This window comes from Hymenobacter agri, from assembly GCF_054778495.1.
Genome location: NZ_BAAGZM010000409.1, coordinates 1 through 3,859 on the forward strand (window position 1 = coordinate 1; position 3,859 = coordinate 3,859).

General features: G+C 61.7%; 4 protein-coding genes and 1 pseudogene. 2 read left to right on the forward strand and 3 right to left on the reverse strand.

Annotated elements, in window-relative coordinates:
* Positions 1-281: 281 nt before the first annotated feature.
* Positions 282-1,163, reverse strand: a complete 882-nt coding sequence (gene sucD / locus ACYVDE_RS16695) for a succinate--CoA ligase subunit alpha (protein ID WP_460502685.1) — start codon at positions 1,161-1,163, stop codon at positions 282-284.
* Between the two features lie 298 nt (positions 1,164-1,461).
* Here sucD and ACYVDE_RS16700 point away from each other — a divergent pair.
* Together ACYVDE_RS16700 and ACYVDE_RS16705 are read left to right on the forward strand one after the other, a co-directional pair.
* Positions 1,462-2,436, forward strand: a pseudogene (locus ACYVDE_RS16700) (PLP-dependent cysteine synthase family protein); the annotation flags it as partial.
* Between the two features lie 73 nt (positions 2,437-2,509).
* Positions 2,510-2,914: a response regulator gene (locus ACYVDE_RS16705; protein WP_460502686.1), complete on the forward strand. Its 405-nt coding sequence runs from the start codon at positions 2,510-2,512 to the stop codon at positions 2,912-2,914.
* Positions 2,915-2,970: 56 nt separating this feature from the next.
* Here the strand turns inward: ACYVDE_RS16705 and ACYVDE_RS16710 are convergent, their stop codons facing one another.
* Both ACYVDE_RS16710 and ACYVDE_RS16715 read right to left on the reverse strand, forming a co-directional pair.
* Positions 2,971-3,492 (reverse strand): hypothetical protein, encoded by a 522-nt coding sequence (locus ACYVDE_RS16710; protein WP_460502687.1) that lies wholly within the window; start codon positions 3,490-3,492, stop codon positions 2,971-2,973.
* A gap of 124 nt (positions 3,493-3,616) precedes the next feature.
* Positions 3,617-3,859, reverse strand: a 243-nt coding sequence (locus tag ACYVDE_RS16715) for an adenine deaminase C-terminal domain-containing protein (RefSeq protein ID WP_460502688.1), incomplete at its 5' end; no start/stop codon positions are given.

The window sequence follows — 3,859 nt, forward strand, 5'->3', positions numbered from 1 at the left end:
ACCGCAAGCTCGGGCCCCGGCGCGGCCGCCAGCGTGAGCACGCGGGTGGTGCCGGTTACGGCCACGGTATCGAGGGTGGCTTTCAGCGTGGGCAGGGGCGGGGTAGTCTGGGCGCGGACAGTAGCGCCGGCCAGCAGGCTGCCGGCCAAGAGGTAGAAACGAATTTTCATGCAGAAGAAAGGAGGCAAAAGCTGCGGGCAAAGCTAGACCACTGGCCGGAAGTCACAAAAAAAGCCCCGGCGTCGGCCGGGGCTTTTCGAAGCTGAAGCAGCAGTGGGCAATTACTTGCCGCCGAGCACGCGCAGCATGGTTTCGCCGATTTCGGCCGGCGAATCCACCACGTGGATGCCGCACTCGCGCATGATTTTCATTTTGGCCGCGGCCGTGTCGTCGGCACCGCCCACGATGGCACCGGCGTGGCCCATGCGGCGGCCGGGAGGGGCCGTCTGGCCGGCGATGAAGCCTACGACGGGCTTCTTGTTGCCGGTTTCCTTAATCCAGCGGGCGGCTTCGGCTTCCATGCCGCCGCCGATTTCGCCAATCATCACGATGCCCTCGGTTTCGGGGTCGTTCATGAGCAATTCCACGGCCTGCTTGGTGGTGGTGCCGATGATGGGGTCGCCGCCGATGCCGATGGCCGTGGTCTGGCCCAGGCCGGCTTTGGTGAGCTGGTCAACGGCTTCGTAGGTCAGGGTGCCCGACTTGCTCACGATGCCGATTTTGCCTTTCGAGAAGATGAAGCCGGGCATGATGCCCACTTTGCACTCGCCGGCGGTCATTACGCCGGGGCAGTTCGGGCCAATCATCGTGATGCCCGTACGGTCTTTCAGGTAGTGCTTCACGGCAATCATGTCCTTGGTCGGAATGCCTTCGGTGATGGTGATAATCACCTTGATGCCGGCATCGGCCGCTTCCATAATGGCGTCGGCGGCGAAAGCCGGGGGCACGAAAATGATGCTGGTGTCGGCGCCGGCTTTCTCCACGGCTTCGGCCACGGTGTTGAACACGGGACGGCCCAGGTGCTCGGTGCCACCCTTGCCGGGCGTGACGCCGCCCACCACGTTGGTGCCGTAGTCCATCATCTGCTGGGCGTGGAACGAGCCCTCGGAGCCGGTGAAGCCCTGCACGATAACCTTGGAATCTTTATTGACCAGAACGCTCATTCGGAGGTTTTTTTGGGTGTTGATGAAGTGGGGCGGCCGCCCGGTCGGGCAGCGGTGCTGCAAAAGTAGGGCATTTTGGGGCTAGGGCAAGGCAAAGCCCGGGCAATCGGTTGAACGTCATGCCACGCTTGGCTAGAACGTCATGCAGCGCACACAACGGCGCATCATGTTGAGCGGAGGCACAGCCGCAGTCTAGGCATGACGTACTGGTGTTAACCAATTCCGCCCCGCCGGCCCCCGCCGCCGGAATTCGTACCTTTGCGGCCTCACCTCCCATCTCCCCACCCATCAATTTCTGATGTATTTCAACCACGTGATTGAGGCCGTTGGCCGCACCCCCCTCGTTAAGCTCAACAAAGTAACCGACGGCATTAAGGGCACCATTCTGGCCAAGGTCGAGTATTTCAACCCCGGCAACTCGGTGAAGGACCGCATGGCCATCCGCATGATTGAGGATGCCGAGAAGGCTGGCCTGCTCAAGCCCGGCGGCACCATCATCGAAGGCACCAGCGGCAACACGGGCATGGGCCTGGCCCTGGCCGCCGTGGCCAAGGGCTACAAAACCATCTTCGTGATGAGCGACAAGCAGAGCAAGGAAAAGCAGGACATCCTGCGCGCCGTGGGCGCCGAAGTGGTGGTGTGTCCCGTCGACGTAGCCCCCGAAGACCCGCGCAGCTACTACTCGGTGGCCCGCCGCCTGAGCCAGGAAACGCCCAACTCGTTCTACCCCAATCAATACGACAACCTTTCGAACGCCGCTGCGCACTACGACACCACCGGCCCCGAAATCTGGGAGCAGACGGAAGGCAAAATCACGCACTGGGCAGCCGGCGTGGGCACGGGCGGCACCATCTGCGGCGTGAGCAAGTACCTCAAGGAGCAGAATCCCAACATCTTCACGCTGGGCCTCGACACCTACGGCTCGGTGTTCAAGAAATACAAGGAAACGGGCATCTTCGACGAAAACGAGATTTACCCCTACAAAACCGAAGGCATCGGCGAAGACATTCTGCCCAAAAACGTCGACTTCGACGTGATTGACCAGTTCATCAAAGTAACCGACCAGGACGCGGCCCTGATGACGCGCCGCCTCGCCAAGGAAGAAGGCCTGTTTGTGGGCTGGAGCTGCGGCTCAGCTGTGCACGGCGCGCTGGAGTATGCCCGCGAACACCTCAAAGAGGGTGATACGATGGTAATTGTGCTGCCCGACCACGGCACGCGCTACCTCGGCAAAATCTACAACGACGACTGGATGCGGGCACAGGGCTGGCTGTAGCCGGCCGGCGCGTTGCGGGCGCGCAGTGGGGTTCGTATCTTCGTATTTGCTAGCAATATCATCGTAATCTATGTCCGCCAATTTGAACCACATTGTACTCGTTGACGACAACGAAACCACCAGCTTCCTCAACAACCGTTTGCTGGGCCGGCTGGCTGTGGCCAACCAGGTGAGCACCTTCTCGCGCGCCGACGAGGCGTTCGAGCAGCTGTGGGGCGAGCAGGCGGCCGACGGCCAAAAGCCTGACCTCGTGTTCGTCGACCTGAAAATGCCCGGCGTATCAGGCTTTGAGTTTCTGGAACTCTACAACGCCCTGCCCCAGCCCGTGCAGGAACAAACGGTGATGGCCGTGCTCACGACCTCGATGCACGGTGCCGACACCGCCCGCGTGGCCCAGTACCCCAACGTGGAGTACCTAACCAAGCCGCTGACCGAAGAAAAAATGCGCAAGCTGCTGGAAAAGCGTTTCCAGTAAGCGTTTCCGCAACGCACAAAAAAGCCCCGCTTTCATTCCGAAGGCGGGGCTTTTTTTTAATCTTTCCGGAACCGGTCGAACAGCCCGTGGAAGATGCCGCCGTTTTTCTCCCGGACGATGACGTAGCGCAGTGACAGCGCCGTAGGGAAGCGGTTCCAGTCGTCGGCGTGGTATTCGATGGTGGGCTTGAAGTCGAAGGACACAACGAGGCGGGTGAAGGCGATTTTGTATTCGGCCCCTACGATGCCATCGAAGCCCCAGAAGTCGCCGGAGTCGCGGTTGTTGCCGTAGTGCGCGCCGGCCCCGAAGTAGTAGTTCAGGCTGGGGCCGAGGATGCCGAAGTGCCGCTCGGCCAGCACGGTGTAGGTGCGCTCGCGGGGCGCGAACATGGCCAGCCCTTCCACGGTAGCCTTGGGCAGAAACACCTGCTGCACGGTGAGGCCGTAGCTGCTGCCGTCGCTGCGCAGGCCGGCGGCGGTGCGGTATTTCTGCGCGGCGACGGGGAGCGTTGGTAGCAGTGCCAGCAACATCAAGCAGCCGGCGAAGCGCAGGGGGGAGGGGAGAGGCAGCAGTTTCATAAGCAGTAGGGAGCGGAGTTTGCCCTCGCCCGCCGTTGAACGACTCCCGACGAGTAACGTTCAACGGCGGGCGGGGCAAACTCCGCTCCCTACGCAGAAACCGCGCTAAAAATTGCGTCGGGCCTTATTCCACCGCGTCCACAAACGCGAACTGCTGGCCATCGAACAAGCCTTTGTCGCTCAGTTTCAGACTGGGAATAACGAGTAGAGCCATAAACGAAAGCGTCATAAACGGCGCGCCCAGCGGCGAGCCCAACTCCTTCGACAGCGCATCGACGGCGGCGTAGGCGGCTGCCACGTTGGCCCCGGGCTGGTCCGACATCAGGCCGGCCACGGGCAATGGCACCAGAATTTCGCGGCCGTCGGC

Bases quoted from the DNA above. Each gene is read 5' to 3' on its own strand.
- ACYVDE_RS16710 (WP_460502687.1), bottom strand. From the start codon at position 3,492: ATGAAACTGCTGCCTCTCCCCTCCCCCCTGCGCTTCGCCGGCTGCTTG.
- ACYVDE_RS16705 (WP_460502686.1), top strand. From the start codon at position 2,510: ATGTCCGCCAATTTGAACCACATTGTACTCGTTGACGACAACGAAACC.
- sucD (WP_460502685.1), bottom strand. From the start codon at position 1,163: ATGAGCGTTCTGGTCAATAAAGATTCCAAGGTTATCGTGCAGGGCTTC.